A 21,186-nucleotide genomic window follows, 5' to 3' on the forward strand; every position below is an offset into this window, starting at 1 on the left:
AAAGAACGGAGATTACTGCATCTCGCCGGCCACGACCTCAAATCGCGGGCCACAAGCGGTCGATACGAACCGTGCATCACATATGGGAGTGAAACGATGAAATACCTGAGGACGGCCTTTGCGGCCGCTACCGCCTTCACTTTGATTACCGGAACAGCGCTCGCAGAGCCGAAGACCAACCTCTTGCATCAATGGGCCACCGGATCGGACGCCCAGGCTATCGCCAAGCTCGGCGAGATGTTTACCGCCAAGGGTGGCACCTGGCAGCAGACCTCCATCGCAGGCCATACGGCCAATACCCTGGCCAAACTGCGTGCCGATGTGATCGCCGGCAACGCACCTCCCGCTGTGCAGCTCAAAGGCCCCGAGATCGCCGAATGGAACGAGACGGGCATGACAGCCAATCTCGACGACCTGGCGAAGGCGGAAAATTGGGAGAAGGTCGTCGCTCCCGAATTACTGCCGGTGATGAAGCCGACCGGGAATTGGGTGGCCGCGCCGATGAACATCCACCGCATCAACTGGCTGTGGGCATCGCCGAAGGTCATGAAGGACGCGGGCGTCACCGAGATGCCGAAGACATGGGCGGAATTCAACGCCGCCTGCGACAAGATCGTGGCCAGCGGCAAGATCTGCATTTCGCACTCGACCGCCGACTGGACCGACTCGACCGTCTTCGAAGTGGTCGTGTACGGTCAGGACCTCGATCTCTACAGGAAAGCTTTCGTCGAGGGCGACGTCGATGCCATGCGCAGCGATGGCATGGTCAAGGCCTTCGAGCAGTTCCGCACCATGACCTCGAAGTACATGGACCCCGGCATGAACGGGCGTGACTGGGATACCATGTCGCATCTCGTCGGCCGCGGCGAGGCCGCCTTCCACATCATGGGCGACTGGACGATCGGCCTGCTGACGGCCGGCGGCTTCAAGGAGGGCACCGACTATGTCTGCGCCCAGGCGCCGACCGATTGGGGCAAGCCGGGTTTCATCTTGAATTCAGACTCGGTCGTGTTCTTCAAACAGAAGGACCCGGACTATATCGAGGGACAGAAGCTGCTTGCCAGCATCATCCTGTCGCCCGAATTCCAGACCATTTTCAATCAGACCAAAGGGTCCATTCCGGCCCGCCTCGACGTCGATCTTTCGAACGGCTTCAATCCCTGCCAGCAACTCTCGCAAAAGGATCTGCAAGCCTCGATCGCCGCCGGCACGCTCGTGCGTTCGATGGCGCACAACATGACGGTTCCGCAAAAGGTCCGCGGCGCAATAATGGATAGCATCACGGAGTTTGTAGCAACGCCGGATATGAGTGCGCAGGACGCGGCCAACGCGATGGCGGATGCGGCCGAAGCGCAGAAATGACGCTGCCGATGATGGCCGGGGGCGAAGCTCCCGGCCAGACCTCGCCGGAGCAGCCCGATGTCCACCCATGATCTGATTGTACCAGCTGCAGCTGCCGCGGCCCGACCGTGGCGCGAGCGCCTGGGCACGATGGTGCCCATTCTGGTGCTGGCGCCGTCGATAGCTGCGAGTTTCATCTATGTTTTCGTCTTCACGCTCTGGACGCTCTACATCTCGCTGTCCAATTCGTCGCTGTTGCCGACCTATGGGTTCGTCGGCTTGGACAATTACGCTTCGCTCTGGGCAAACCGGCGCTGGAACATCGCCTATACCAATCTCTTCCTGTTCAGCGGCTTCTATATCGTTGGCTCGATGGCGGTTGGCCTGCTGCTCGCGATCGCGATCGACCAGCGCGTCCGCGGCGAGGCGGTTTGGCGCACGATCTTCCTCTATCCGTTGGCGGTGTCCTTCATCGTCACCGGTACGGTGTGGAGCTGGCTGTATAATCCTGTCGACGGTATCCAGGCCTTCGTTCGAGGGCTTGGCTGGACCGACTTCAGCTTCGCCCTGACGGCCAACCGCAACACGGCGATCTATGCTGTGATCATAACCGGTATCTGGCAGTCGTCCGGCTTCGCCATGGCACTTTTCCTGGCCGGTCTGCGGTCCGTCGATCCGGACCTCGTCAAAGCCGCGCAAATCGACGGCGCGTCGATTTTCCGGACCTATCGGAGGGTCATCCTGCCAACCATCGCCCCGATATTCCTGGCGGTGGCGGTCATTCAGATACAATTCGCTATCAAAACCTTCGACCTGGTTGCGGCGTTGACGCGAGGCGGGCCAGGTGTGTCCACCACCTTCCCCGCAATCTATGTCTACGACCTGATGTTCCAGCGCGGCCAAATCGGCGAAGGTGCCGCCGCGGCGATGATGATGCTCGCGGCGGTCGCGGTGGTGCTGGTGCCGTACTCCTTGTGGATCGTCTGGCGCCGGCGGGCGGAGGGCCGCGATGGCTGAAATTACCCCCAATGCCCGTTTTGATCCGGAAGAAGCCGCGGCCACGCGCCGGCATTTCTGGAGCCGCTTCCTTGTCTATGCGGTGCTGACGCTGTTTGCGGTCGTCTATCTCGTGCCATTGCTGGTGGTGATCTTCAACTCATTGCGCGAGCAGTCGGAGATTGCCCGCAACGGCCTCATCTCCGTACCGCGCAGCTTCCGCCTCGACGCGTGGGCGCAGGCCTGGGGATCCTACTGTGTCAGCGGTACCTGCGAGGGAATGAAGCGCAATTTTTTCAACTCGCTGGCGATGACGATCCCCGCCACCATCATCTCGACCATTCTCGGCGCCATGAACGGCTACATCCTCTCCAAATGGCGCTTCAGGGGCTCTGAACTGATCTTCAATCTGATGCTGCTCGGCGTATTCATGCCCGGCCAGATTTCGCTGATGCCGTGGGCATTCCTGCTCGGCAAGCTCGGCCTGACCAATTCCACATATGGGCTGGTGCTGATCCACGTCGTCCAGGGCATCTCGTTCACCACCCTGTTCTGCCGCAATTTCTACGTCAGCATACCGGACGACCTGATCAAGGCGGCGCGCATCGACGGCGCCGGCTTCTGGCGGATCTTCCGCAAGATCATCCTGCCCCTGTCGCCGCCCATTCTGATCGTCACCGTCATCTGGCAGTTCACCGGCATCTGGAACGAGTATTTGTTCGGCGTCGTCTTCACATCTGGCCAGCAGCAGCCGATCACGGCGGCGTTGGTAGCACTCACGGCCGGCGGCACGACCGCGCGTGCTTACGATGTGATGAGCGCAGCCGTGCTGATCGGCGCGCTGCCTCCGCTGCTGATCTATCTGTTCGGTGGAAAATACTTCGTGCGCGGCCTCACCCAGGGCGCCATCAAATGAGGCGTCACCCATGTCCGCGTTGATGATCCGCAACCTTCACAAGAGCTACGGCTCGCTCGAGATTCTTGCCGGCATCAATCTCGAGGCTAAGACCGGAGAATTCGTCGCCCTTGTCGGCCCGTCAGGCTGCGGCAAGTCAACCTTGCTCGCCATGATCGCCGGCCTGGAAACCGTCACGTCGGGAGAGATCTGGATCGGCGACCGGCTGGTGAACTCGGTGCAACCTAAGGACCGCGACATTGCGATGGTGTTCCAGTCATACGCCCTCTACCCCACGATGACGGTGCGCCAGAACATCACCTTCGGCATGGAAAGCCGCGGCGTGCCAAAAGCGGTGCAAGCAGAAGCTGTCCAGCGGGTTGCCGCCCTTCTGCAGATCGAACAGCTGCTCAAACGCAAGCCCGGCCAGCTCTCGGGCGGCCAGCGGCAGCGCGTCGCGATGGGGCGTGCCCTCGTCCGCGACCCGAAGCTGTTTTTGTTCGACGAGCCCCTGTCCAACCTCGACGCCAAGCTGCGCGTCGACATGCGCACCGAAATCAAGAAGCTTCACCATCGCGTCGGCAAGACCACGGTGTATGTCACCCACGATCAGGTCGAGGCGATGACGCTTGCATCCCGCATTGCGGTGATGAACCAGGGCTCGGTACAGCAGTTCGACACGCCGAAGCGGATTTACGACCGGCCGACCAACATGTTCGTTGCCGGTTTCATGGGATCGCCGGCGATGAATTTCATTCCCGCCCGGCTTACTGGCCCGACCAGCATCTCGGTACGCGCCGCTGACGGCAGCGACGCCAGCCTCGCCCTTGCCGCGCCGATGCCCGGTGCGCCAAAGGACGTCGTGCTCGGTATCCGGCCGGAACACATCTACCGTTTCACGACCGACCTGAAGTCGCGCAAACCGGCTGTGGCGTCCATGCAGGCGCCGGTCGAACTGGTCGAGCCGACCGGGGCCGAGACGCTTGCCGTGCTCAGGCTGGGCGACCTGGAGATCACCGGCCGTTTCGAGCCGGACGACGCTCCCGTCATGGGCGAGACGATAACGCTGGGCATCGACATGTCGCGCGCCTGCCTGTTCGATCCAACAACCAAGGCGCTTCTGTAATTTGATGTCCGTACAATTCGCAACCTATCCGAGCTTGGCCGATCGGGTCGTGCTGATCTCCGGCGGCGCCTCCGGCATCGGCGCCGATATGGTCCGCGCCTTCGCCTCGAATGGCGCCCGGGTGGCCTTTCTCGATGTGCAGGATGAGCCAGCTGAGGCGTTGGTGCGCGAGCTCGGTGGTGCCGCCGGGCAGGGTCCCTTGTACCTCCATTGCGATGTAACCGACGTCGACGCGCTAAAGGCGTCGGTAGCAGGCGTGCGCATGCGGCTTGGTCCGATCGCCGTCCTGGTGAATAACGCTGCCAATGATCAGCGCCATCCCATCGACGGGGTAACGGCCGAATATTGGGACCGCAGCTTCGACGTCAATCTGAGGCATCACTTCTTCGCCGCCCAGGCTGTGCATCCGCATATGAAGGAACTCGGCTTCGGCTCGATCATAAACTTCTCCTCCATTGCGTGGCGTTTCGGAGCGGACCAGATGGTGGCCTATGCCACAGCCAAGGGGGCCGTGGTGGCGCTGACGCGTGCGTTGGCGCGGTCGTTCGGACCGGATAACATCCGCGTCAATGCGATCGAACCCGGCGCCGTCATGACCGAGCGGCAGCGCGAACTGTGGTTCAAGACGCAGGAGGCAGTCGACCAGACGGTGCAGCGGCAATTGATCCGCCGCGTCCTGCTGGGTGAGGAGATTGCACGCACCGTGCTCTTCCTGGCAGCAGACGACAGCCGCATGATCACCAAGCAGTCCATCACCGTCGATGCCGGTCTGCGCTAGTGACCCCTCCCCGCCCTCCACTGGAACCGTCAAGCTGATGCTTCGTCTCGGCCTCAACCCCTACGGACTGACCTACCATCTCGGCCTGCAGGGCCGCGGCACGCCGCGGCACAATCCGGACGGCGCGGGGCTGGAAGGCTTCATAGCACTGGCGCAGGAACTGGGCGCGCGCACGCTCGAGATCTACGAACCCTGGTTGACCGACTTGACGGACGCCGAAATCGTCGCCCTGCGCAGGCGTCTTGCCGCGCTGGATATCGTCCCGGTGGTGAGCGGCGGATTGCTCGTGGCAGGTCCGCTGGACAACGCCTTTCGGGCTGCGCGCCTGCTCGAGGCGACGACGATCCGCATCGCACTGACGCCCGTCCTGTGCGGCGACCGCAATGCGTGGGGTCCGAAATGGAGCGAGTTCAACGCAATGATTCGCGCTGCCTTGACGGAATGGGGGCCGCGTGCGGCGGCCGAGGGCCGGGTGCTCGGCATCGAGAACCATCAGGACTTCGGCAGCGACGAACTGGTTGCGTTCTGCGAACTCGGCGGGCCGGGCGTTGGCATCACCTACGACACCGGCAACACCTTTCCTGTCGGCGAGGCGCCGCTTGCCTTCACGCGCCGGATCGCGCCCCATGTCCGGCACGTTCACCTCAAGGATTATCGCGTCCAGTTCACGGATGAGGGCTACCGCCTGGTCCGCTGCGCGATCGGCGACGGCGCCGTGCCTTTCGCCGAACTGGCAGCCATCCTTGGCGAGCACCACGGCACGCTGACGGCGGTGCTTGAGCCAGGCGCGTTGGAGGCCCGTCACGTTCGCTGTCTCACCGACGACTGGTGGAACGGATATGCGCCGAAGACCGCCCGCGAATTCGCGGCCTGCCTGAGTGCGGCGCGCCTGAACCGCCTTGCGGACGACGCCGACTACCGCACGCCATGGGAGCGCGACGATGACGGTGCGCTCGTTTCGTACGAGCTCGACATGATCCGGCGCAGCGCCGCCAACATGATGAAGTTCGATTTCATTGCAATGGAGAAACCAGCATGACTGCGCGAGAACTCAGCGGCCTGACCGCCTTCGTCACCGGCTCGGGACGCGGCCTCGGCCGCGTGATGGCCTATCGCTTGGCCGAACTTGGCGCAAACATCGCGGTCCACGACCTCGATTGGGCCCGGCCATCTCAATATGGCGAATTCGCGGACCTCGGCGACTCTGCCAGGGGCTTGGAGAAGCATGGGACGCGCATCACCGCGGTCACCGGCAACATCGGCGACAAGCAGGCCGTCGCCGAAATGAAGAGGAAGATCGAGGCGGATCTCGGCGACGTGCACATTCTGGTGAACTGCGCCGGCGGCGACATCGGCGCCAAGGGCGTAAAGCCCAATCCCAACAACGCACTCGACATCGACTACGAAGACATTAAGGTTCTGACCGAGAACAACCTCATCGGCACGATGCTGGTCTGCCAGGCGTTTGTTCCGCCCATGGTCAAGCGCGGCTCGGGCTCGGTGATCAACATCGCCTCGGCGGCAGCGCATATCGGATGCTCGCCCGAAGTAGTCTACTCGACGCTCAAGGCAGCCGTCGTCCATTATACGCGCTGCCTCGCCAAGGAACTGATCGACGAGGGCGTACGCGTCAATGCGGTGAGCCCTGGCGCCACCAAGACGGCACGGTTCCAGGCGAGCCGCGTGGTCGATCCGCAGCGCATGGATTCGAGCAAGAAATCGCTGAACCGGTATGCGGAGCCTGAAGAGATCGCCGAAGCGGTGGCCTTCCTCGCCGGTCCGCGCGCGCGCTTCATCAACGGACAGGTAATCCGCGTCGACGGCGGCTTCACCCTCTTTCCAGGTTAAGCCGCGACCGTTGCCGGTTTCGGATGAGTATTTGGTTGTGCCGTGATCCGATAAAGCTGTTATCGTGCCCTCGCATCGGGGGCGAAGCCATGCAGATCGCGGGGATGGGTTCAGGCAGGATCGGCGCTGTTTGGCGGTTGTTCGCCGGCCAAGGCGTTACGCTGATGGCGTTGGTGCCGCCTCGAATCGCTGCAACGGCGGTAGCATCAGGATCCGCGGCAAATGAGGGACAACGCCAACATCCTTGATGCGGTGGTGGTCGGGGCCGGTTGGGCCGGCCTGGGCGTCAGCTATTCGCTGGCACGGCAAGGCTTGCGCCATGCCGTATTGGAGCGAGGCCGCATCGGACAGACCTGGCGCACCCAGCGGTGGGTTTCTTTCCGGATGAATACCCCCAACGTTCAGACCGTCATGCCAGGCGACTTCTATAACGGTTCAGATCCGTTCGGTGCCCTGACGCGCGACCAGTTCGTCGCCCTCCTTGAGGATTTCGCCAGGCGAAACGAACTACCGGTCGAACCGGACACTGTTGTGACCGAGCTCTCCGTGGGCACGGGAATGGCGTCTATAGGTTGACCACCTCGCGGCACAGTTTTGGCACGCAACGTGGTGATCGCCAGTGGCGACTTGAATTGTCCGGTGCGCCCAGTTTTCGCCGCTGCCTTGCCGCCAGGCCTGCGCCAGATCGATGCTTCTGATTATCGCAGCGCCGCTGATCTCCCGGCTGGAGCGGTGCTGGTGGTCGGAAGCGCCCAGTCCGGTGCCCAGATCGCGGAAGAACTGGCGGAAGCAGGCCGAAGGGTCTTCCTTGCCACCCGCCGGGTCGGGCGGCTCTCGCGGCGCTACCGAGGTCGCGATATCATGCTCTGGCTCGTCGAAAGCGGGTTTCTCGACGTGCGTCGAGACGAGATCATTCGACTTGCGGGGCGCATTCCACCTCGTGGTCTGCTTGGGGTAAGCCTGCAAGGGCTCGGCGCCCAAGGTGTCGTGCTGCTGGGGCGGTTCGCAGGCGTCGAAGATGACGGCCGTCCGTCGTTCGCCGACGATCTCGAAGAGCATGTTCGTTTTGCGGATGAGGCCTCCGCCAACGTTAAACGCTATATCGACGAATACATCAGCCGCTCCGGAATCGATGCCCCCGTTTCGGAACCCGACCCAGCGGAGACTGTCGCAGCGCAGCTGCCGAATCCGGCTGTCCGTTCTCTTGATGCTGCCGAGTCCGGCATCACGACCGTCGTGTGGTGCACCGGCTTCAGGGGTGACTTAAGTTGGGTGAGGCTTTCCGGTCTGCTCGACCCGGAAGGACAGCCTGTTCACGAGGATGGCGTAGCCGCCCTGCCAGGCATCTACTTTGCCGGGTTGGATTTCGCCTCCACGCGCAAATCAGGCATAATATTGGCGATCGCCGAGGAGGCACATCGCCTTGTGGAACACATCGTGCGGCATTCGTGACGACCTGGACACCGTCGGCAGGTTTCTAAACGTCAGCTTTTCGAGGCAGTTGGTCGGTCGCGCGTCCGCATGAGCGGGATCGCCACTATTTGACGCCCACGCTTTCAGGCCAGAGAGCCTGGATTTCCTTTGGCAGCGCATCCCGTACCTTTGCCGACTGGCCAAGGTCGATATGCCGTGCAAGCACACGCAGCACTGAGCGTGCCGCATCCTCGGGATCGACAGGACGGGTCGATTTCAATTCATCGGCGATGTGTAGCAGGAACTTCTCGAGCGAGCGTGTCTTGTCGGGCATGTCGGCGGGCCGATAGCGATCGTAGTAGGCGCCCCGCACGAGCAGCGGCAGTTCCGCTCCCAATTTAGCCGCCAGTCCGATCTGTAGCCTGTCCCGAAGAGTTCGCAGAACGGCGCCCAATGCATGCCAGGCGACGTGTCGATCCGGACCAAGATCCGCCATGATCTCGTCAAGCCAGATGTTTGTTATTTGCAGCGTTTTGTCAAAAACGTCCAAGCCGGTTGCGCTCATCGTCGCCTCCTCGAAAGGTTCTGCGGGCAAAACGGCGACCGGAGATAATTGTTTCGTGGTCCTGTGAAAATCGCCTGGCAAAGCGGCAGAGGCCGGTTCGGTCGGAGAGCCTGCCGGCGCTCATCGGTTCCGAACGCCGTCAGCAATGAGACCCGTCCTCACGTTGCCCGAATCGGATATCGCTTGCCGGTCATCTCTTGACTGACTGAGCGGCCCGCGCCGACAATGGTATTGGGAAGATGGCGGGATTTCGCCCACGGTGTTCGGCACCACTTGGCGATCAAGCAGCGAAAGGGCTGTCATGGATTGGAAGCTGGAACTAGTCCCGGTCCCCGTATCGGACGTCGATAGAGCAATCGGCTTTTATGTTGGCAAGGTCGGCTTTCATCTCGATCACGACCACACCGTAAGCGACGAGATACGTTTCGTGCAGTTGACGCCGCCCGGTTCGGCCTGTTCGATTGCCATGGGCAAGGGCCTCGTCGACAGTCCCCCGGGATCCTTAAGGGGCCTGCAACTGGTCGTGCCCGACATCGACGAGGCGCACCGGTACTTGGCCGCTCAAGGCATCGAGGTCAGCGATATCAACGATTTTCCCTGGGGCAGATTTGTCTTCTTTGAGGACCCCGACGGCAACACCTGGTCTGTCCAGCAACTTCCACCTCGCAGCTGAGGCGGCGCGCTACGGCAGGGTGATCCCGACGTAGATAGCGCGGGATGCATGGCTCAATTCGAACGCATGCCGGCCTAACGCCTCTTCTCGTCGAAGGCGGCATTCCAATTGTGATAAGGCGCGCGAAAGGTTGGGATGCGGTCCTCGACATCGGCAAGCGCTTCGAACGGCTTGTGCGGTTCGGCCTGATACCAGAAGGCGACCGACGAGATGTCGTCCGAGCGGCGATTGGCGTGACCGTGCTCGATGGTTACCCGGATGCGTTTGTGGAAGATGACCGGGTCCTCTATGTGCCAGCGATAGAGCGTAACCGGCTCGGTCCAGTTCGGCCCGCCGGCAGCGATGATGCCGTGATAGGGCGCGCTGTAATCCTGTGTCGGGCACCATGCCGTGTTGAAATAATCCTCGGTGCCGGTGCCGTGCAGGGTCGGCGGCCAGGCATCGTTGGCGCCGGGGCTGGTCTCGCCGCGATCGCCGATCGGTTCGGCCTTCGGTCCGATGCGCGGATCGGGCTTGCGCACCGTATCCGGCACGGAAATCCCCGGCTCGCCGTCGACGAAGATCATGTCGTCGCCCTCGCCGTACCAGTCCCAAAGAGCGGAGCGGCGGCGCGAATAGACGGAATAGAGCACGCCGACATAGTGGCCGTGACCTTCCGCCTCGAGGATGGTGTAGTTGCCGTTCCCGTCGGTATTTTCGCCGCCAAACAGGACCTGCTCGTTAGCCAGCCCCGTCTCGTCTATGCCATCAGGTCGCTGCTGCCTGTATTGGGCGTGGAAGCGGCCCAGGCCTTCCTCGAGTTCCTCATGCAGTTCGAGATCGACATAGTAATAGAAAAGTAGGTCGTCCTCGGCCTCGTTGGTGACGGTGAAGCGCATATGGCTGGCAAACGGCATCGGAAAATAGCAGTTGAAGGCCTTGCCATCCTCTGGACTTGCCTGCACCGGCAGGCTGGCAAAATTGCGGGTGCGAGCATGCCCCATGCCGAAGAAATCGCCGATCGGCGTTTCGATGCTCGGATGTTCCTCGCCATCCCAGTACGCGCGCAGCACGATCTTGCGCAGGAACGCCTCGCTCTTGCAGGCGAGCGTCGCCCAGATATGCGTGACGATGCCGGCACCGTCGTGCTCGGCAATCACCACCGTCTGGCCAGGTTCTATATGCAGCCGGTCGTCATTGCCGCCGGTACGGTCGTAGCTTGAAAACCGGCGGGTTTTGGCGTCGCGCAATTTGGCGAGCCCGCGAAGCGGCGACAGGCCGGCATTACCCATGTGTTTCTCCTCTTGCTTCAGCGGTTATTTCAGGCCGCTTGTCTTGATGGATTCCATGATCTGGCGCTGGAAGATCACGAAGAGGACCAGCATCGGCACCGCGACGATGGTCGAGGCGGCCATGACGTAATTCCAGGCGGCGGCGTACTGGCTCTTGAAGTTTGCAATGGCAACCTGCACCACCCAGAGGTTGAGGTCCGATGTGATCGTCAGCGGCCACAGGAAAGCGTTCCAGTTGGCGAGGAAGAACAGGATCGCCAGCGCCGACAGGATCGGCCGGCTGAGCGGCAGGATGATGCTCCAATAGATGCGCCAGTAGCCGGCGCCGTCCATGATCGCGGCCTCTTCCAGTTCCCTGGGCAGCGACAGGTAATATTGCCTGAGCAGAAAGATGCCGAATGCGTTGAAGATCGCCGGAATGATCAGCCCGGCATAGCTGTCCAGCATGTGCAGCATCCGCGTCAGGATGAACAGCGGCACGATGATGACCGGAAGCGACACCAGGAAGGTCGAGAACATGGCGAGGAACAGGGTGTCGCGGCCCGGAAAACGCAGCCGTGCGAGCGAATAGCCGGCCATCGAATGGAAGAACAGCGCAGCGACCGTCACCGTCGCCGACACGAAGAACGAATTGAAGAGATAGCGCAGGAACGGCACCTCGGTCAGCACATAGAGGAAATTGCCGAGCGTCGGGCGTTCCGGAATGAGGCTCGGCGTGAAGACGTCGCTCGCCGGCTTGAGCGAGATGACCAGCATCCAGACAAGCGGGAATACCGTCATCAGGCCAAGTGCCGCGGTTGCCAGCATCCAGGCAAGTCTCGCCGCCCGTATCTGCGAACGGCCGGAAGGAGTTCGACCGTCAGTCATGCTCGAAGCGTCCGCCGCGCGTCAGCACGAAGAAGAAGACCGTGACCAGCATCAGCGCCAGCACCAGCAGCGATGCCATCGACGACGCATAGCCGAAGGCGCCGAACTGGAATGCCTGCTTGTAGATGTAGATGATCAATACCGAGGTCGAATTGACCGGACCGCCCTTGGTCATCACATAGATCAGGTCGAAGACCTGGCCGCCGGCGACAGAAGCGACCAGCGAGACCAGGAGGACGAAGAAGCTGGTCGGCTTGAGCAAGGGCAAGGTAATGTACCAGAAGCTGGTCACCGGCCCGGCGCCGTCGATCTTCGCGGCTTCGTAATACTCCGCCGGGATGTCCTGGAGCCCGCCGAGGAAGATCAGCATGTAGAAGCCCATCAGGAACCAGACGCTGACCAGCACCAGCGTGAACAGCGCCAGGTTTGGGTCGCCGAGCAGCGAGATTCCGCCGAGGCCGACGAGCGGTGCCAGCCGGCTGACGATGCCGACCTTTTCGACCAGCATGAGCTGCCACACGAGCGCCACCACGACCAGGCTGACCATCTGCGGCGCAAAGAACATCGAGCGCATCACCGCGTTGAAGCGGTTGGTCTTCTGCACCAGAAGCGCCAGTCCCAGTCCGGCGACGTAGAGTGCCGGCACCAGCATGACGGCATAGGCTACCGTCACCTTCACGGACGACCAGAACAGCGGGTCGCCCCACATGCGCCGATAATTGCCGAGCCCGACGAATCTATAGCCGCCGAAGCCGTTGACTTCGAAGAACCCGACGGCGAGCGAAAGCAGCATCGGCACGCCGACGAACACCAGCAGGCCGAGCGCATCGGGCAGGACGAACAGCCATGCGGCGCAGAGTTCCTTTTGCTTGGCGGTAAGGCCGTGAGCGGATTTGGTGCTCGCGGCTGGCGGTTTCATCTGGTCCACATGCATGTTGGAAAGCGCCTAAAGGATCGGCGCGCCGGAATAGGAGGCGAGGAACGCGTCTAGTTGCTGACTGGCCGTCGTCGCCGCCTGCTGGGCATCAACCCCGCCAAGCTGTGCCGACTGGATGGCGTCGGAGATGATCTTGTAGGCTTCCGGCGGAACCCGCGGCTCGGCGCGCGTCCCCGGATGGATCTCCTTGGCGAAGGTGCCGAACTTACCCGTGCTGAAGACATCGGCGCCGGCCTTCAGGGCGCTGTTGCGCGGCGGCATGTCGCTCTTTGCGACCGTGCACCAGTTGACGACCCGGTCGATCGAGGCCTGGTCCATCGAGGCCAGCGCCCAGGCGCAGAACTGGGCGGAGGCATCCGGGTTCTTGCCTCCGGCATTGGCGACGAAGGCCCAGCCGCCGCCGACGGTGACGTATTTGCCATTGGCCGGCGTCGGCAATTTGAAGATGCCGTAGGGCACGTCCTTGGCGTTGTTGTCCATCGCCGAAATGCCCCAGATGCCGCAGTTCTGCATGGCGCACAGCCCCGCCCCGAGATTGGCGACGATGTCGAAGCCGCCGCCGACCACCTGACGCGGCGCCACGCCGGTATTGGTGGCGTCCTGCCAGAGTTTCAGCGCCTGGACGGTGGCCGGCGAATCGAAGGCGCTCTTGCCGTCCTTGCCCTGGAATTCGCCGCCGCCCTGCCACAGGAACGGATACCAGGTGAAGTTCTGGTAATAGCCGGGAGTCGTTTCGAACAGCACGCCGTAGCGGCTGGGCGTCGTCAGCTTTTTGGCGACCGCCAACAGCTCGTCCCAGGTCTTCGGCACGTCGTTCTCGTTGAGCTTTGCATCCTCGAACGCTTTGACGGAATAGTAGAAGGCCATCGGCTCGACTTCCATCGGCACACCGTAGATCTTGCCGTCCACCATGCGGTTGCGATGACGCTTTCCGGGAAATCGGCTTTGGCGGCATCCTCGATATGCGGCGTCAGGTCGGCAAGCACGCCGCCATTGTAATAACGCAGGAAATCGCCGGGGCTGATGAGGAAGATGTCAGGGCCCTCGCCCGACGCGAAGGCCGTAGCCAGCTTGGAACCGGAGATGTATTCGCTGTTGACGACATATTCGAGCTCGACCTTCTGGTCGTGCCCGTCGTTCCAGTCGGCCACCAACTTTTCGAACCACCGGACCTGCGGCTTCACGTCTCCGCCAGGCGCATAGAACTGCCAGAATTTCAGCGGCGCTTCCTGAGCGCGCACGGCCATCCTGTTGATGAACGGGAAGCCTGTGAGGCCGGCGGCAGCGAAAGTGGCGCCGCCCTGGATCAGCCGACGGCGGTTCAGGCTGGCCGATGGCCGGTCGCGGGTCGTTTTGTCAGTCATCAATTCCTCCCTTGGGTGTTGTTCGAACGTTGGCGAAGGGACCTCCGTTCCCTTTGCCGGCATCTGGCGTCACGCGCTGTCGAATGGGCTCAGCGCGCATGGGATCACTTCGGTGCGCGGCGCGCCCTCGACTTTGCCACCCAGCCGTTCGAGCAGCATTTCCGTGGCGCGCTTGGCAAGCATTGTCGGACTGTTGCCGACACGGGTCAGCTTCGGCCTGACATATTCCAGTTGAGGCAGGTCATCGAAGACTGCGATGGCGATATCCTGAGGGATATTGGTCCCATGGTCGTAGAATTCGGTCAGCGCACCGGAGGCCATCAGATAGTTGGCGAAGAACATCGCCGACGGCAGGTTTCCGCCGTGCTTCTCCTTGAGCCAGGTGACCGCTTCCCGCCCTGACGGGGCAAGATAGCTTCCCTCGAACCGCAGATCGGCGGAGATTGGCACGCCATTGTCGGCGAGCCCTTTTTCGAAGCCGGCGGCACGCGCCATCGCCTCCTTGAAAAAGGATGGCCCGGTGACATGGGCGACGCGGCGATGGCCCCTCTTCGCCAGATACTCGCCCATCAGATAGCCGCCGCCGAAATCGTCCAGCTGGACGCTGTCGACAGCATGGTTCGGCAGATGGCCGATGAAGACGGCGGGCAGATCGAGGCTGAGCAGTTCGCTGTGCATGCCGTGCAGCGCGAAGTCGGCAACGATAACGCCGTCGACCCGCTTGCGCCCGATCTGGCGTAAATATTCGCGGCCGTGATCCTGTGAATGTCCGCCCGGCACGTCGGTGTTGAAGATCAGCATGTCGAGGCCGACCACTTCGAGCGTCGACTGCGCCGTTTTCACCAGCTCCGGATAGAATGGGTTGCGGATGTCCGGGATCAGCATCGCGATGATGTTGGTGCGGCCGGTGCGCAGGCTTTGCGCCTGCGGGTTCGGCGTGTAGCCGAGTTCGTCGATAGCCGCTTGCACGCGCTCACGCAGCGATTTCGACACCCGGTCGGCATGGTTGATGACATGCGACACGGTCGTGCGCGACACGCCCGCTCGCGTAGCAACTTTGGAAATCGTGCTCATGGTTTGGTACGTTATGAGCACGTGAATGCATTTGCAAATCGATTTTCACAGATGTCTCGCAAATTAGGGCCGTCAGGCGGATTGCGCAAATGCCAAAAGAAAAGGCCGGACTGTTAAGCCCGGCCAAGTGTGAAGGTCTATAACCTCCAGAGGGGAACGCGCCGGACGCAATGGGAGGAGACATCCGACGCAATTTGCATATGGGTCTGTGTTGGGGGCGTTTCAACGATGCGGCAGTAGACCAACGGCGTTGCTGCCATAGAGCCAGAAACGCAAAGCGAAGGGGGCGGTGGATCGCAACTGCCAGTTGGACACAAAGGTCGCCGAATGCAGGGTGGCTCCTGGCATAGGGACTTCAGTCTGTAGGCCTATCGACCAAGGACCCGCGCAGCCAAACTTTGGTCCGAGGCTGCTATCGCAAAAGCCCGAAATGCGAGAGTTTCAGGAACTGAGTTCCGAGGAGCCCCGTTGCGATGCCGACTGTTACAGGAGGCCGCCATGGACCCGAGCATTCACCAGGCACGTTGGCTGCTTTTTCCGTTATTTGGCCTGTGTTTCGGGGTCGCGGCCATTGGATTTATTGTTGGCTGACGGTGGAAGTCGGCGCTACCGCGGAGAGACGCTACCAAGGGAAGGCAAAAGACTTGCGCAGTAAATAGTCCCTTCCTGCGCTAGCGAGACCCACCAGTTACCATCGTGGGACTGGTGGGTCTTGACCTTACCGGATACAAACCATTGTTTTAAGCATCAAACGAACTCGAACAGGAGGCAGCACGACAGGTCCGTATGATTAAAGGGATTTCCGACATGCGACTGGCAAGTTCATTGATGACGACCCGGAGACGAAGGACCGGATCTTCACGAGGACGTCGTGTCGGCATTTCTGTAGTCGTCGTGACCTTCGTTCTCGTCGTGAACCCCTATCGCGTCGTATTCGATGGACCGTCGCAGCCGCTCGGCCCGCAGGCTGCCTGGGCCAAAGACGGCGGAAACGGCAACGGCAATGGCGGGAACGGGGGCGGGAACGGGAATGGGAACGGCAATTCGGGCAATTCGGGTGGAAACTCCGGCAATTCGAACTCGAACGCCGGTGCCGGCAAGGGCAAAGCAAAGTCGCAGGACGACAATCTCCCTGATCCCGCCCCTGCGGTAAACCCGGACAGCAGGCCAAGACTCTTTATCAATGCAACCACGGGAGACCGGGTCGAGGTAAGTGGGCCGAGCATTGGCGTGGTGCATTCGAACGGCCTCAGCGAGCGCATTGATAGCGGCCAATATGAAATGCGGGATGCCAAGGGTCGCACCATCATTCGGCGCCTGGCGACGCGTTCCGATCGGGACAGATTGCTTGAAATGATCAACTGAGGCTCAGCACACATCGCCGCGCCGTGCGGCAATTTCGGCTCAAGCATGATCGCGAACAGTCGGATGCTGGCGCTCAGTCGCATCACGCAAGGTCATCGCGGCTTCGGTCCTGTTGCTTACGTTGAGCTTGGCCAGGATTCGCGTCATGTGGTGCTTTATCGTTTTCTCATGCAGGTTCAGCCGAAGCCCGATCCGTTTGTTGCTCAGTCCCGCGGCAACCAGCGTCAGGATCTCCCTTTCGCGGCTGGTGAGTTCGGCAAGTCCGTCAGCTTTCGCCGGCTCTTTTGATTGAGCCGACAGATCGGCCAACAGACGCGCCGACAATTGTGGACAGACATATCGTTCGCCCGACGCTACCGTGCGCAGGATCGCAGCCAACGTCCTCGACCCGACCCCCTTCAGTACATAGCCCCTTGCCCCGCTCTGCAACGCGGTCATCACGTGCTGGTTTTCCTCCGAAACGGTCAGCATCACAATTTTCAGTGCCGGGTCCCGCTCCAGGGCCGGTCCGATCACGCCAAGGCCACCTCCAGGAACCGAGATGTCCATCAGCAGAATGTCGGGACGCTGGTCTTCGATTATCCGCAGGGCATCGTCTCTGCTGCTTCCTTCACCGACGATCTCGAACCCGCCGATCTGATCGAGCGTGCGCACAACGCCTTCCCTGAACAGCGGGTGGTCGTCGACGATGGCGAGCTTGATGGCTACTGTCACGTCTGCCCCATTTCAACGATGTTGAGGGCCATTCTTACGACTGTGCCACTCTGTGAGGAATTCACGGTAAACTGACCCCCGAGGCTTTCCACCCGCTCGCGCAGCCCAACGAGTCCCAGTCTCTCGGGACGCACGATTCGCGGGTCAAAACCAGCGCCGGCGTCGGCCACTTCAATACAAACGCGCTCGCCGTCGAAATGTTTCTCGACCGACTGACCTTCACCTCCGGCATGACGGAATCCATTGTTCAGCGCCTCCTGGACGAAGCGGAAGATGCAGATCTTGGCCGCCGGCGACAACGGGCTATGACCGCCGGTCATCGATAATCTCACTTTGACGCCGGTTCGTTCTTCGTGCGCCTGTACGGCTAGCTGGAGAATTTCACCCAGCTCGGCATGCTCGATATGCGGCAGGACAAGGCCCTTGCTGATGCTCCTGATCTCGCGCATGGCATCGTCCAGATGTGCTTTGATGGCCAGCAATTCCTGTGCACGCTTCGATTGCGGCGTAGCGGGATCGGCAATGACGGGGCTGTCGATCCCCAGCGCCGCGAGAGCGACCAATTGCGCGGGGCCATCGTGCAAGTCCGCACCGATGCGCCTGAGATAGCGTTCGTTAAGTGCGGTGGCACGCTGCGAGGCACGCTGCACCCGCAGCCTCAACAGTCTGTTTTGAGCAAGCAGATCGGAAAGCTCGGCAATGCGCTGCTTCAACGAGCGGCTCTGCGAACTGATCGTGCGGCTGCCACGGAACACGATTGCCGACAGCCCGAGAAAGAAGGCCGCCGTGACGGCGGCAACGTCCAGCCAGGTTCGAATGAGTGCCTGATGCAGATTTCTTTCAAAATCAGTGGCGACCTCGTAGAATTCGGAAACGGCCACCACTTCCCCCGACCATGGCTGCAGCACCGGATTGTAGATCTCGAGGAGATGCAAGCCGCTGGCTCTTTCGGCCTCGCTGTCCGGATCGTCGAGCTTGTCGAACTCCGAAACCATTTGGCCTGCGAATGCCGCCCGGAGATTGTCGCCGGGTTCAAAGCGCTTGCCGATCAATGTCTTGTCGGTCGAATACAGGATGGTTCCGTCGCGACGCCAGAGCTTGAAGGATTCGAGCCTTGTGCCGAGTGCCCCTTGTCCCAGCGTTTCATCGAGCGCATGGGCGACGCTCTCGTCGAGGACTTCGCTCTTGCGCATATCCGGAAGCAGCGGCGCAATAACGCTATCCACGTAAAGAGCCGTAGCGGAAGCCGAATTCTGCGTGACCACGGTTTCTATATGGTTCGTGACGGAAATCCCCACCACCACCATCGCCGACAGGGAGAATAGACCGCCCGCGAGCAGGAACTGCGTGGCCAGCGACAGCGCATTCCACCGGTCGACAAGGCTTGTCAGCCTGTGTGGCTTGGTGTTCCGAATGGCCCGCTCGGCAACACGCCGCGCCAGTGGCGCGATTCTGGAGAGCCGGCTAATCCGTTGTCGAACGTCGCTGAAAGACGCCATCCTAGGTGTGTAACCGATCAATCGCGATGGAACTAGGGCCTGATGAGCGGGCGAACAGCGTATCCGGCGCTTTTTTGGGCAAACCGCCTCATTGCGTCGTTCGGTAAAGCTCGGACGCAGCCTGCTTCAGTGCCGCCCGTCCATCCGGCCTCAGATACATCATGTGCCCGCCCTCCAGCACCTCGGTGCGAATGGGCTTTGCGCCGGCAAGCGAAGGAATTTGACCAAGCAGGTAGCGCGAGCCCATGTACGGTGTCACCAGGTCGCTGTAGCCGTTGACGATCAGCACGCCGAGCCTGGGGTTCAGCACGCGCGCCTGCTGAAGGTCGTCCATGACACCCGCATAGCCCTGACGGGTCGGGCTCGTTCCATAGTCCCAATTGCCGCTGACTTCGTGGTTGAGAAGCCGATAGCTGATATCCGTGCGGAAGTTCAATTCATCACGCACATAGCCGACGAAAGCGGAGGTGAGCGCCGGCACGCTTCGATCGAGCACCGGATCGGGACCCTCGACTCCCAGGCTCTCTGGCGCCACGTCCGCTGTCGCGATATTGCCGTCATAGGCGCTCAGAACATTGCCCTTTGCCCGTGCAAACTCCTTGGCGAACAGCCCTATGGGAATGCGTGCAAAGTGCCGCTGGACGAGATCGAGCGGCAGACCGGTGATTGCGGCGACACGCTGGCTCGCCAGGCGTCCACCCTGCTCCAGCCCACCGGCCAGCGCGGCCAGATAATCACCGAGCGCATAGCGTTCGACTTCCGCCAGCCGCTCCTGCAGGGCCGGGCCGGAAACGCCTTCGCTGTGCAGGCGCACTGCCGCCAGCGACGGCAGTTCCAGCGCCCAGTGGAGCGGCTGGAACTCGTCCGGGCGCACCAGCGTGAATTCGAGCGCCGGCGAGATCAGCACGACGCCACTCGGGCTGATGCCGATGTCTTCCTGAAGCTTCCTGGCGAGCAATGCTGCTCGAAAGCCGCCATAGCTTTCCCCAGCAAGGAAGACGGGCGATGCCGTACGGTTGGTCTGCGCCAGATAGAGCCGGATAAACGCGCCTATCGACGCGGCGTCCTGGCTGACGCCCCAGAAGCTGTGTGCTTCCGTGCCGGGCGCTTCACGGCTGTAGCCGGTTCCGACAGGGTCCACAAAGACCAAGTCGGTCATGTCGAGCCAGGTGTCGGGGTTATCGAACAGCCTCTGCGGCGGCGGCAGGAAACTTCCATCGGCCGCCGTCGCCAGGACCCGCGGACCGAGCGCGCCGAGATGAAGATAGGCGGAAGCTGCTCCCGGACCGCCATTGAACACGAAGGTGATCGGGCGGCGCGGATCCGGTCCCGTTTCTTTCCCGGAATGCAGTGCATAGGCGACATAGAAAATCTCGGCGGTGATATCGCCTTTGCCGGACGGTAATGACAGCGTGCCGGCCTTGGCCTCGTAATCGAGCGTGCGTCCGGCAATGACGATCGAATGATCGGAAGTCTGCGGCGATGGCAAGAGCGAGAGAACCCCGCCTGTGGGCGGCGGCCGCTGGGCCGTCTCTGCATTACCGACCCCAGCTTCGGCAACCAACAGCAGAAGAGCGAGGGCGATTTCTTGCAGCTTGATAGGCATGACGTCTCCGGAGCAATGGCTGGAAACTAGCACACCGTCGGCCGAACCAAAGTCACAGCACCGTGCGCCAGTACATCTGACAAGAAGGGGTCGGGTTTGGAAATCCGATGCCCAGGCGGAAGATAGGGCGCGACGGTCACGGCGGCAGCCTCAACCTCTTGCAGCAGATGCGGCGGCGGAATGGCGGACCAAACGACTTCGTGAATTTTCTGCCGGTTGACTCGATTGGCCCACTTCCTAGGTTGGCATTCGGGGCTCCCGCGCAATCCGAAGTTGGTATGACATCTTTCCACACCCGAAAGCTTGCCCTTCTCCTTCTATCGGCAAGCGCCGCCATCCTGTCATCCTGCGTCATGCCTGACGACACGTCGAGCACTGCAAAGGAGGACGCCACGGCGGCGGCAGCCCGCAGGGAGATGGTCGGCCTTAGCGAGGCGGACGTTCGAATGTGCGCCGGCTTTCCGACCGCCACTGCCGATGTCGGCAAATCCGGTCAGATCTGGACCTATCAGCGCGTCGTTCAACGCGGCAATCTCAACATTGCCGTTCCGACGGTGGCCATTGGCCCCGTCCCGGCGCTCGGAGGTTCCGTCAACGTCGCCCCCGGCGGCTATTGCAACACACAAATTCGAATGGTTGACGGTCATGTTGCCGAGGTTGCCTACGCCGGCGACAACAACCTGCCGAACAACCGCGATGCGCTCTGTGTCAGCACGGTAGACGCCTGTGTCGCCTATGCCCGTCGGTATCGTCCAAGCAGGGCAATGGGCAGATAGCGGGATGAGTGGCATCGCCGCCGACCTGAACGCCTGAAGTTTCTGGTTTGCCGGCTAATTATTACCTTAGATCTCGAT

The 21,186-nt window shown here is 61.6% G+C and carries 20 protein-coding genes and 1 pseudogene; 12 read left to right on the plus strand and 9 right to left on the minus strand.

What is annotated here, in order from left to right:
* Positions 1 to 96 precede the first annotated feature (96 nt).
* The 9 genes from AC0L2Y_RS19785 (at position 97) to AC0L2Y_RS19825 (ending at position 8,436) form a co-directional block, all read left to right on the plus strand.
* A complete protein-coding gene (locus AC0L2Y_RS19785; RefSeq protein WP_352664528.1) occupies positions 97 to 1,362 on the plus strand; it encodes an ABC transporter substrate-binding protein in 1,266 nt (421 codons plus the stop codon).
* 57 nt (positions 1,363 to 1,419) lie between these two features.
* The gene (locus tag AC0L2Y_RS19790; protein WP_473558839.1) at positions 1,420 to 2,358 is read left to right on the plus strand and encodes a carbohydrate ABC transporter permease; all 939 of its coding nucleotides are present in this window, start codon (positions 1,420 to 1,422) and stop codon (positions 2,356 to 2,358) included.
* Positions 2,351 to 3,253, plus strand: coding sequence for a carbohydrate ABC transporter permease (locus AC0L2Y_RS19795; RefSeq protein WP_352488851.1), 903 nt, complete (start codon positions 2,351 to 2,353; stop codon positions 3,251 to 3,253). The genes AC0L2Y_RS19790 and AC0L2Y_RS19795 overlap by 8 nt, the downstream gene beginning before the upstream one ends.
* A 10-nt stretch (positions 3,254 to 3,263) precedes the next feature.
* A complete protein-coding gene (locus tag AC0L2Y_RS19800; protein ID WP_352488850.1) occupies positions 3,264 to 4,358 on the plus strand; it encodes an ABC transporter ATP-binding protein in 1,095 nt (364 codons plus the stop codon).
* A 4-nt stretch (positions 4,359 to 4,362) separates the two neighbouring features.
* Positions 4,363 to 5,136 carry an SDR family NAD(P)-dependent oxidoreductase gene (locus AC0L2Y_RS19805; RefSeq protein ID WP_352488848.1) on the plus strand — a complete coding sequence of 258 codons (774 nt, stop codon included), beginning with the start codon at positions 4,363 to 4,365 and terminating at the stop codon, positions 5,134 to 5,136.
* Between the two features lie 37 nt (positions 5,137 to 5,173).
* On the plus strand, positions 5,174 to 6,175 hold the full coding sequence (locus tag AC0L2Y_RS19810) for a sugar phosphate isomerase/epimerase family protein (protein ID WP_352488847.1): 1,002 nt from the start codon (positions 5,174 to 5,176) through the stop codon (positions 6,173 to 6,175).
* A complete protein-coding gene (locus tag AC0L2Y_RS19815; RefSeq protein WP_473558843.1) occupies positions 6,172 to 6,984 on the plus strand; it encodes an SDR family NAD(P)-dependent oxidoreductase in 813 nt (270 codons plus the stop codon). The genes AC0L2Y_RS19810 and AC0L2Y_RS19815 overlap by 4 nt, the downstream gene beginning before the upstream one ends.
* A 222-nt stretch (positions 6,985 to 7,206) precedes the next feature.
* Positions 7,207 to 7,560 (plus strand): FAD-dependent oxidoreductase, encoded by a 354-nt coding sequence (locus tag AC0L2Y_RS19820; RefSeq protein ID WP_473558845.1) that lies wholly within the window; start codon positions 7,207 to 7,209, stop codon positions 7,558 to 7,560.
* 18 nt (positions 7,561 to 7,578) lie between these two features.
* Positions 7,579 to 8,436, plus strand: coding sequence for an NAD(P)/FAD-dependent oxidoreductase (locus tag AC0L2Y_RS19825; protein WP_473558847.1), 858 nt, complete (start codon positions 7,579 to 7,581; stop codon positions 8,434 to 8,436).
* An 85-nt stretch (positions 8,437 to 8,521) separates the two neighbouring features.
* Here the strand turns inward: AC0L2Y_RS19825 and AC0L2Y_RS19830 are convergent, their stop codons facing one another.
* Positions 8,522 to 8,962, minus strand: a complete 441-nt coding sequence (locus AC0L2Y_RS19830; protein WP_473558850.1) for a DUF2267 domain-containing protein — start codon at positions 8,960 to 8,962, stop codon at positions 8,522 to 8,524.
* Positions 8,963 to 9,263: 301 nt separating this feature from the next.
* Between AC0L2Y_RS19830 and AC0L2Y_RS19835 the strand changes: the two genes are divergently transcribed.
* Entirely contained in the window at positions 9,264 to 9,635 is a 372-nt protein-coding gene (locus AC0L2Y_RS19835) for a VOC family protein (protein ID WP_352488841.1), read from the plus strand.
* 74 nt (positions 9,636 to 9,709) lie between these two features.
* On the opposite strand, the gene AC0L2Y_RS19840 is transcribed toward AC0L2Y_RS19835, so the two are convergent.
* The 5 genes and pseudogenes from AC0L2Y_RS19840 to AC0L2Y_RS19860 form a co-directional block, all read right to left on the minus strand.
* Positions 9,710 to 10,906, minus strand: coding sequence for a glycoside hydrolase family 172 protein (locus AC0L2Y_RS19840; protein ID WP_473558852.1), 1,197 nt, complete (start codon positions 10,904 to 10,906; stop codon positions 9,710 to 9,712).
* Positions 10,907 to 10,930: 24 nt separating this feature from the next.
* Positions 10,931 to 11,773 carry a carbohydrate ABC transporter permease gene (locus AC0L2Y_RS19845; protein WP_352863338.1) on the minus strand — a complete coding sequence of 281 codons (843 nt, stop codon included), beginning with the start codon at positions 11,771 to 11,773 and terminating at the stop codon, positions 10,931 to 10,933.
* Positions 11,766 to 12,692, minus strand: coding sequence for a carbohydrate ABC transporter permease (locus AC0L2Y_RS19850; protein ID WP_473558855.1), 927 nt, complete (start codon positions 12,690 to 12,692; stop codon positions 11,766 to 11,768). The genes AC0L2Y_RS19845 and AC0L2Y_RS19850 overlap by 8 nt, the downstream gene beginning before the upstream one ends.
* A 27-nt stretch (positions 12,693 to 12,719) precedes the next feature.
* Positions 12,720 to 14,074: pseudogene (locus AC0L2Y_RS19855) on the minus strand (ABC transporter substrate-binding protein).
* 69 nt (positions 14,075 to 14,143) lie between these two features.
* Positions 14,144 to 15,148, minus strand: a complete 1,005-nt coding sequence (locus tag AC0L2Y_RS19860; protein ID WP_473558857.1) for a LacI family DNA-binding transcriptional regulator — start codon at positions 15,146 to 15,148, stop codon at positions 14,144 to 14,146.
* Positions 15,149 to 16,042: 894 nt separating this feature from the next.
* Here AC0L2Y_RS19860 and AC0L2Y_RS19865 point away from each other — a divergent pair.
* On the plus strand, positions 16,043 to 16,513 hold the full coding sequence (locus AC0L2Y_RS19865) for a hypothetical protein (RefSeq protein ID WP_473558859.1): 471 nt from the start codon (positions 16,043 to 16,045) through the stop codon (positions 16,511 to 16,513).
* A gap of 39 nt (positions 16,514 to 16,552) precedes the next feature.
* Here the strand turns inward: AC0L2Y_RS19865 and AC0L2Y_RS19870 are convergent, their stop codons facing one another.
* From AC0L2Y_RS19870 to AC0L2Y_RS19880, 3 genes are all read right to left on the minus strand, one after another.
* The gene (locus tag AC0L2Y_RS19870) at positions 16,553 to 17,227 is read right to left on the minus strand and encodes a LuxR C-terminal-related transcriptional regulator (RefSeq protein ID WP_473558861.1); all 675 of its coding nucleotides are present in this window, start codon (positions 17,225 to 17,227) and stop codon (positions 16,553 to 16,555) included.
* The gene (locus tag AC0L2Y_RS19875) at positions 17,224 to 18,531 is read right to left on the minus strand and encodes a sensor histidine kinase (RefSeq protein ID WP_473558864.1); all 1,308 of its coding nucleotides are present in this window, start codon (positions 18,529 to 18,531) and stop codon (positions 17,224 to 17,226) included. The genes AC0L2Y_RS19870 and AC0L2Y_RS19875 overlap by 4 nt, the downstream gene beginning before the upstream one ends.
* A 283-nt stretch (positions 18,532 to 18,814) precedes the next feature.
* Positions 18,815 to 20,332 carry a S10 family peptidase gene (locus AC0L2Y_RS19880; RefSeq protein ID WP_473558866.1) on the minus strand — a complete coding sequence of 506 codons (1,518 nt, stop codon included), beginning with the start codon at positions 20,330 to 20,332 and terminating at the stop codon, positions 18,815 to 18,817.
* A gap of 278 nt (positions 20,333 to 20,610) precedes the next feature.
* Between AC0L2Y_RS19880 and AC0L2Y_RS19885 the strand changes: the two genes are divergently transcribed.
* Positions 20,611 to 21,108 carry a hypothetical protein gene (locus AC0L2Y_RS19885; RefSeq protein WP_352488829.1) on the plus strand — a complete coding sequence of 166 codons (498 nt, stop codon included), beginning with the start codon at positions 20,611 to 20,613 and terminating at the stop codon, positions 21,106 to 21,108.
* Positions 21,109 to 21,186: the final 78 nt, after the last annotated feature.

The sequence above is a fragment of the Mesorhizobium sp. WSM4830 genome (assembly GCF_055811495.1).

What these genes read in the sequence shown, in the direction of transcription:
- AC0L2Y_RS19785 (WP_352664528.1), top strand. Translation starts at nt 97, where the DNA reads ATGAAATACCTGAGGACGGCCTTTGCGGCCGCTACCGCCTTCACTTTG.
- AC0L2Y_RS19790 (WP_473558839.1), top strand. Translation starts at nt 1,420, where the DNA reads ATGTCCACCCATGATCTGATTGTACCAGCTGCAGCTGCCGCGGCCCGA.
- AC0L2Y_RS19795 (WP_352488851.1), top strand. Translation starts at nt 2,351, where the DNA reads ATGGCTGAAATTACCCCCAATGCCCGTTTTGATCCGGAAGAAGCCGCG.
- AC0L2Y_RS19800 (WP_352488850.1), top strand. Translation starts at nt 3,264, where the DNA reads ATGTCCGCGTTGATGATCCGCAACCTTCACAAGAGCTACGGCTCGCTC.
- AC0L2Y_RS19805 (WP_352488848.1), top strand. Translation starts at nt 4,363, where the DNA reads ATGTCCGTACAATTCGCAACCTATCCGAGCTTGGCCGATCGGGTCGTG.
- AC0L2Y_RS19810 (WP_352488847.1), top strand. Translation starts at nt 5,174, where the DNA reads ATGCTTCGTCTCGGCCTCAACCCCTACGGACTGACCTACCATCTCGGC.
- AC0L2Y_RS19815 (WP_473558843.1), top strand. Translation starts at nt 6,172, where the DNA reads ATGACTGCGCGAGAACTCAGCGGCCTGACCGCCTTCGTCACCGGCTCG.
- AC0L2Y_RS19820 (WP_473558845.1), top strand. Translation starts at nt 7,207, where the DNA reads ATGAGGGACAACGCCAACATCCTTGATGCGGTGGTGGTCGGGGCCGGT.
- AC0L2Y_RS19830 (WP_473558850.1), bottom strand. Translation starts at nt 8,962, where the DNA reads ATGAGCGCAACCGGCTTGGACGTTTTTGACAAAACGCTGCAAATAACA.
- AC0L2Y_RS19835 (WP_352488841.1), top strand. Translation starts at nt 9,264, where the DNA reads ATGGATTGGAAGCTGGAACTAGTCCCGGTCCCCGTATCGGACGTCGAT.
- AC0L2Y_RS19840 (WP_473558852.1), bottom strand. Translation starts at nt 10,906, where the DNA reads ATGGGTAATGCCGGCCTGTCGCCGCTTCGCGGGCTCGCCAAATTGCGC.
- AC0L2Y_RS19845 (WP_352863338.1), bottom strand. Translation starts at nt 11,773, where the DNA reads ATGACTGACGGTCGAACTCCTTCCGGCCGTTCGCAGATACGGGCGGCG.
- AC0L2Y_RS19850 (WP_473558855.1), bottom strand. Translation starts at nt 12,692, where the DNA reads ATGAAACCGCCAGCCGCGAGCACCAAATCCGCTCACGGCCTTACCGCC.
- AC0L2Y_RS19860 (WP_473558857.1), bottom strand. Translation starts at nt 15,148, where the DNA reads ATGAGCACGATTTCCAAAGTTGCTACGCGAGCGGGCGTGTCGCGCACG.
- AC0L2Y_RS19880 (WP_473558866.1), bottom strand. Translation starts at nt 20,332, where the DNA reads ATGCCTATCAAGCTGCAAGAAATCGCCCTCGCTCTTCTGCTGTTGGTT.
- AC0L2Y_RS19885 (WP_352488829.1), top strand. Translation starts at nt 20,611, where the DNA reads ATGACATCTTTCCACACCCGAAAGCTTGCCCTTCTCCTTCTATCGGCA.